The following is a 4,972-nucleotide window of genomic DNA, read 5'->3' on the forward strand; positions in this document are numbered from 1 at the left end:
AAGGACTTTGTGGGAAGGGGCGTCCTGGCGCTCCAATCGCAAACGGTCATCCCAGGAGCGCCGGGATGACCCTTCCAATCGCAAACGGTCATCCCAGGAGCGCCGGGATGACCCTTCCAATCGCAAACGGTCATCCCAGGAGCGCTGGGATGACCCTTCCAATCGCAAACGGCCTGGCCGGGAGCGCCGGCCAGGCCCTTCCCAGGGCGGCCGTTTGCGATTGGGAAGGGATTGCCGACCTACATATCGGGCTCCCTGATACCGGATCGGAAAATTCTCTAGGCGCGAGCGCATCATAAGACAACAGGGCGGTAGTTTTGAGCTTGGTTCGCTTTTACCCCTTTGCCGCTGGAAGACTTTACCGAGCAGAGTGAAGCTTTCCGAAAGGCCGTAACGCCGCCTCCAATCCTTTTTCTATCTATTCGTAAGTTCTGGCTTACACGATTTTCAGCCTTTTCCGACTCAAACCTGGCTTTTTTGAGCCGCGAAGTCACTAGACTTATCTGCTGGGATTATTCGAAACGACGTTTAAACATGGGTTACCGTCGCCGATATCGTCGCAAACGCTCGCGGTCAGGGGGTGTTGAGTGACACGACTCACATTGCAAACCGTTTGTCATGGAAAGGTGCAGTGCTCTTTGGCCTTGTACTGTTTGTGATGTTCTATTGGTTGCTGCCGGCGTGGATGAATCATCTCCTTGAAAGCCGTCGCAGCAGCATGTTTTTCCCTGCGGTTGAGGCGATCTTCACTCGGCGGATTCATTGGCTTCAATGGTTGGGCATCGCCTTTGCCTTGATCTGCGGTTTTTTCGCCGTTAGCAACTATTTGTCCGCCGGTCGCCTGAGCCCTAAAGGTGAGCGCCATGTGAGTTTCTTTAGTCGGCTCTTGGCCAGGTTCCTGGATTGATCGGCGTAAATTGGGCCAATCTTATTCATTCTTCCAACCTAATTTGGCACCGCCGCAGGCGGATCATCAACAACTTTTCGGAGATTTAGATGCGCATGTTGCTATTGGTCGCAATCCTGGCCGGAGTCAGCTGGTATTACTTCATCGGCGGGCGCAAGATCTCGGACGATCAGGTCAGGGCCTTCTACCAAATGCAGACCCACGCGACGTTGAGCCGCAATCCAGAAGCGCTCTGCAATTTATTGGATAACGACTTTGAGAGTCGCGGCATATCAGTCGTTTACGGCCAACGAGTGGAGGTCACGCAGAACAAAGAGGAAACCTGCGCGGCCTACAAACAGATGTACCAGGGGATAGCTGACATCGGAGCGCGCCTAGGCGGTATAGCCACGCTCGGCTACGAGCATCACATTGACGAAGTCGAGGTCTCGTCGAATCGGAAATCCGCCATTGCGTCCGTTCACTTCGCCCTCACAGTCGCCGGCTCCGTCATGCAATATCGCGGGCACTCCAAAGATACGCTGATCCGCCGAGCCGGCCGCGTTCTCCTCCTGCGCAGTGAAGAGAAATCGAGCATCGGCAATGGCTAGCCGGCATCCAACAATTGGTTCGTAGGACAACGTCGGAAACAGCGGACGAATCTCGCTTTTCCTTTCGAGTTAGAGGCTGTTTTCTCTTCACCCGATGTTGGCCGAACTCTCGAACAATCTCTTATCTTTTCCGTTTTCTCAAATTCAGCCAGGACAAACCCGAAACGGACAGTAAAAGAGTGAGAGGTAGAGAAACGTCTTAAAAATTGCTTACTGGTACGAACAGGGGGAGGATCGACGCGACACTGTTTCCGAAACGTTATGAGAAGCTCCGTAAGCATCCCTTGATTCTTACGTCGTCCATAGCTAACAGAAATCGATGGCTTCCCGGCGAGTTACATTATCGACACGGAACTGTACGGGGATTTGGGTGAAGTTGATGTCCCCAAAAATACGCCGGTCGGCTATTGTCCTCCCTCTCGTCAGCGCTTCTCCGGCGGTGGCTCGGCCACTTTCAAATATCTCTGCGATTCCTTGATTTCGGGGCTGATTTGCCCGGCATCGGGCAGGACTTTTCCCGTACAAAGCCAATAACCGTACTGTGGCCATTCGTTGGAAATCGCCTCGATATGCCAGGCGTAAACCTTCTGCTTCTTGTGTTCCAAATTGCTGAGCTGGTTCGTTCCTATCCCTGTCTTTTGGGCGAATTCGTCCCTCGTCAGGCCTAATGTCTTCCGTAGCTGCTTAATTCGGTCGTTCGCGGCAAATTCGTCAAGCATAGATCTCATACTTGTACTATTTACCGTAATGTATAAAATACATGTTCAAATAGCATGTTATTTCCCAATGTAACGCAATGAGGGGACATTATGGACGAACAGGCCATCCGTCAAGTTCTGTTGCTGCCGCACGTGCAGGTGATGCACCGGGAGAAGTTCGCGGAACTGGTGGGGGTATCGCCGGGTGTGGTGGAGGGGTGGGTCGATCGGGGTCAGGTGGACAGCATCGTCATCGGCAAGCATCGGTTGATCAACATGGTCAAGCTCACCCTGCGCTGCCTCGAGCAGGAGGCGTATTTCTAGCCAAGCCACAGGGAAAGCACCGATGTCTATCTATCAAACCAAGATGCCCCTCGGCGATCTCCACGCTGCCTGTCAGTCGATTGTGACCCGGCTGGTCGACTATGTCCGCCGCGGCGGCAGTGTCGAGCTCGGCTATTTGATGTACCGGAATCAGCTTCAAGGCTTTCTCCTCTTCACTGCCGGAACTGCGGGAGAGTCGATCGTCAAACATGCGCAAAACGCCCTGGACGCCGAGTATCGGCGCTTGAAAAGCCGGCGCAATCCGGGCGAATAGTCCCTCTACCCAGAAGATGAAAACATCCGACAACCACGCCGGCGAACGCCCGATGAGCCTCCTCCGTTTCTCAAGGTTTCTGGCCCGAACCGAGACCCACATCGTTCTCGCCGCCCTCCTGCTCACCGCTGCCTGCATCGGCATCGGCGGCTTGATCGTCGATCGACTGGTGGCGCTTCGCCTCTTCACCGGGACGGGTGGTTAGATTCAGTCACGTGGGGCAGGCAAGGGCCCATTGACGTTGCAATGCGGGCGCCGCACGCCCGGCAACGAATGCCTGATATCCCTTTTCTTATCGGTTCATTGCTTCGGCACGAAGAGCGATTTTCGACAAAGTCAATGCACTTTCTTTTATTCCGATATCCGGACGAAATACGAGGAACCGGTAGAGTTCGAGCGCTGTTGGTTTTAGCTAACAGTACAAGATCCCATATAAATCATCGACATGAATAACTTAAAGCGTAAAGCCGTTGGGCTGCCCCAACAGTGAAATCCGAAGCTCTTCGGTTCAGCAAGCCTGATAAGCATCTGATTTTTCATGGTTATTCATGTTTGGCACGGTTTATTCAATACATCGGTCATGGATATGCAAACCGGCAGATCCAGATAAAACGAATTCAATAAACAAAACAAAAAGGACACAGTTCCATGATCAAGAAAACCGCTTTTTCCCTTTCCAGCCTCGTTGCAGCCGCATGTCTGGCTACCGCAGTGAATGCCGAGACCAATAACGCCTATCCCGGCGCCAATGGCAAACCGTTTCAAGCTTTGCAGGGGCAGGTAAACGATTTGCAGAGCCAGCTGGACCAGGTGAAAGCCTCCCTGCAAGCGCAAATCGACGAGGCAAGTGCCAAGATAGTCATGCTGAGCCAAACAGCCAGTGAACACGAAACCGAGCTGAGCACGCTGAATACTCAACTTAACCTGTTACAAAACCAGTTGGCCACTCTGGAACAGACCAAGCAGGACCGTATCAACGGCGCTTGCGAAGAAGGCTATGCCATCCAGGAGATTCTGTCGGACGGAACCACAATCTGCGCTCGCGACGGCGGCAACGGTTTCAAGTTCGTGAAAGAGACCTTTAACGTCCTGCCCGGCGTATACCTCAATGAGGTCCTGAAATGCCCTGCCTCTCACCCGGTCGTTACAGGCGGCGGCTACTACGAAGGCGGCACGGTCAGCGCCGTTGCCAGCAGGCCCACGCCGGAAGGGGACGGTTGGACGGTGTTCTACAGCGCTGTCGTTCCGGGGGACATTTTGATGATTCATGCAATTTGTACGGTTCAATGAACCATGAATTGATCGCTCCCCGTTTTAAGGCCGGCATTGCCGGCCTTTAACGCTTGACCGATTCTTTACGGCTTGTTTTTTCCAGATACTCCACATAACTCGCACCCGCCCGGCGCAGGAACAACATCTGTTTCTTGAAGTTGCTGCAGTGCCTGCACATCATCAGGTGCAGCCGCACTGCCATCCGCTCTCTCAGACTCAAGTGAACGTCCAATGACTTGGACACCAGCTCACTGACTTCCCGGCAGGAACGCATGTTATTTATCTCCGGTCTGCTGTTTGCCGAACCACCGCGCTTCCAGACATGCCCGCAATCTCATGCGGGCACGATGCAACGTAACCCAATAATTGGTCGAACTGAGGTTAGCTTCCTTACAGATTTCTTCCGGCTCCAATCCGACCAGTTCCCTGAGCATGAATACTTCGGCCTGACGCGCCGGCAGATTCTGCTGGCACCACTCGTAGATACGCCAGAACTCCTCCTGTTCCAGAGCATTTTCAGGATGCGACCAGACCTTGGGCGGTGAGTGCCAACTCCCTTCGGCGTTGAACAAGTGCTCCTCAATGTCCTCGTCCGCCCCAATTCGGTCCGGCTCGAACAAACGGGTTTCTCGTGCGTCACGACGCTGTTGGTCGGCGATCTTGTGCTTCAGGATCCCAATCAGCCAGGTACGCAACGATGAGCGTTCGGCAAAACCGGCATCGGACTGCAAGGCCGCCAGCAAGGTTTCCTGCACCACGTCTTCCGCCAAGTCGGCATCACGCAGATGCAGCAGCGCATAGCGGAACAATATCGGGCGGTGTTGTATCAGCGTGTCATCGGTCAAGGCATGCCCCTTCGGTTTTCTTGTTCGCTTCGGGCCATTGTTCTGGTGCCTTTTCACTTTAA

General features: G+C 53.8%; 9 protein-coding genes. 5 read left to right on the forward strand and 4 right to left on the reverse strand.

Annotated elements, in window-relative coordinates:
* Positions 1-616: 616 nt before the first annotated feature.
* Positions 617-865, reverse strand: a complete 249-nt coding sequence (locus tag ABJK70_RS20010) for a hypothetical protein (RefSeq protein ID WP_143735161.1) — start codon at positions 863-865, stop codon at positions 617-619.
* A 131-nt stretch (positions 866-996) separates the two neighbouring features.
* On the opposite strand from ABJK70_RS20010, the gene ABJK70_RS20015 reads away from it, so the two are divergent.
* Positions 997-1,497 carry a hypothetical protein gene (locus tag ABJK70_RS20015; RefSeq protein WP_347258878.1) on the forward strand — a complete coding sequence of 167 codons (501 nt, stop codon included), beginning with the start codon at positions 997-999 and terminating at the stop codon, positions 1,495-1,497.
* 422 nt (positions 1,498-1,919) lie between these two features.
* Here the strand turns inward: ABJK70_RS20015 and ABJK70_RS20020 are convergent, their stop codons facing one another.
* On the reverse strand, positions 1,920-2,216 hold the full coding sequence (locus tag ABJK70_RS20020) for a helix-turn-helix transcriptional regulator (RefSeq protein WP_086135714.1): 297 nt from the start codon (positions 2,214-2,216) through the stop codon (positions 1,920-1,922).
* 90 nt (positions 2,217-2,306) lie between these two features.
* Here ABJK70_RS20020 and ABJK70_RS20025 point away from each other — a divergent pair, with 90 nt between their 5' ends.
* The 4 genes from ABJK70_RS20025 (at position 2,307) to ABJK70_RS20040 (ending at position 4,083) form a co-directional block, all read left to right on the forward strand.
* Positions 2,307-2,519 (forward strand): hypothetical protein, encoded by a 213-nt coding sequence (locus tag ABJK70_RS20025; RefSeq protein ID WP_077730240.1) that lies wholly within the window; start codon positions 2,307-2,309, stop codon positions 2,517-2,519.
* A gap of 22 nt (positions 2,520-2,541) precedes the next feature.
* Positions 2,542-2,793: a hypothetical protein gene (locus ABJK70_RS20030; protein WP_156880111.1), complete on the forward strand. Its 252-nt coding sequence runs from the start codon at positions 2,542-2,544 to the stop codon at positions 2,791-2,793.
* Positions 2,794-2,845: 52 nt separating this feature from the next.
* Positions 2,846-2,998, forward strand: a complete 153-nt coding sequence (locus tag ABJK70_RS20035) for a hypothetical protein (RefSeq protein ID WP_347258879.1) — start codon at positions 2,846-2,848, stop codon at positions 2,996-2,998.
* A gap of 443 nt (positions 2,999-3,441) precedes the next feature.
* Entirely contained in the window at positions 3,442-4,083 is a 642-nt protein-coding gene (locus ABJK70_RS20040) for a hypothetical protein (RefSeq protein ID WP_077730237.1), read from the forward strand.
* Positions 4,084-4,129: 46 nt separating this feature from the next.
* On the opposite strand, the gene ABJK70_RS20045 is transcribed toward ABJK70_RS20040, so the two are convergent.
* Together ABJK70_RS20045 and ABJK70_RS20050 are read right to left on the reverse strand one after the other, a co-directional pair.
* Positions 4,130-4,339, reverse strand: coding sequence for a zf-HC2 domain-containing protein (locus ABJK70_RS20045; RefSeq protein ID WP_077730224.1), 210 nt, complete (start codon positions 4,337-4,339; stop codon positions 4,130-4,132).
* 1 nt (position 4,340) lies between these two features.
* Positions 4,341-4,972, reverse strand: a 632-nt coding sequence (locus ABJK70_RS20050; protein ID WP_347258880.1) for a sigma-70 family RNA polymerase sigma factor, incomplete at its 5' end; no start/stop codon positions are given.

The organism is Methylocaldum sp., from assembly GCF_039794385.1.
Classification (GTDB): Bacteria; Pseudomonadota; Gammaproteobacteria; order Methylococcales; family Methylococcaceae; genus Methylocaldum.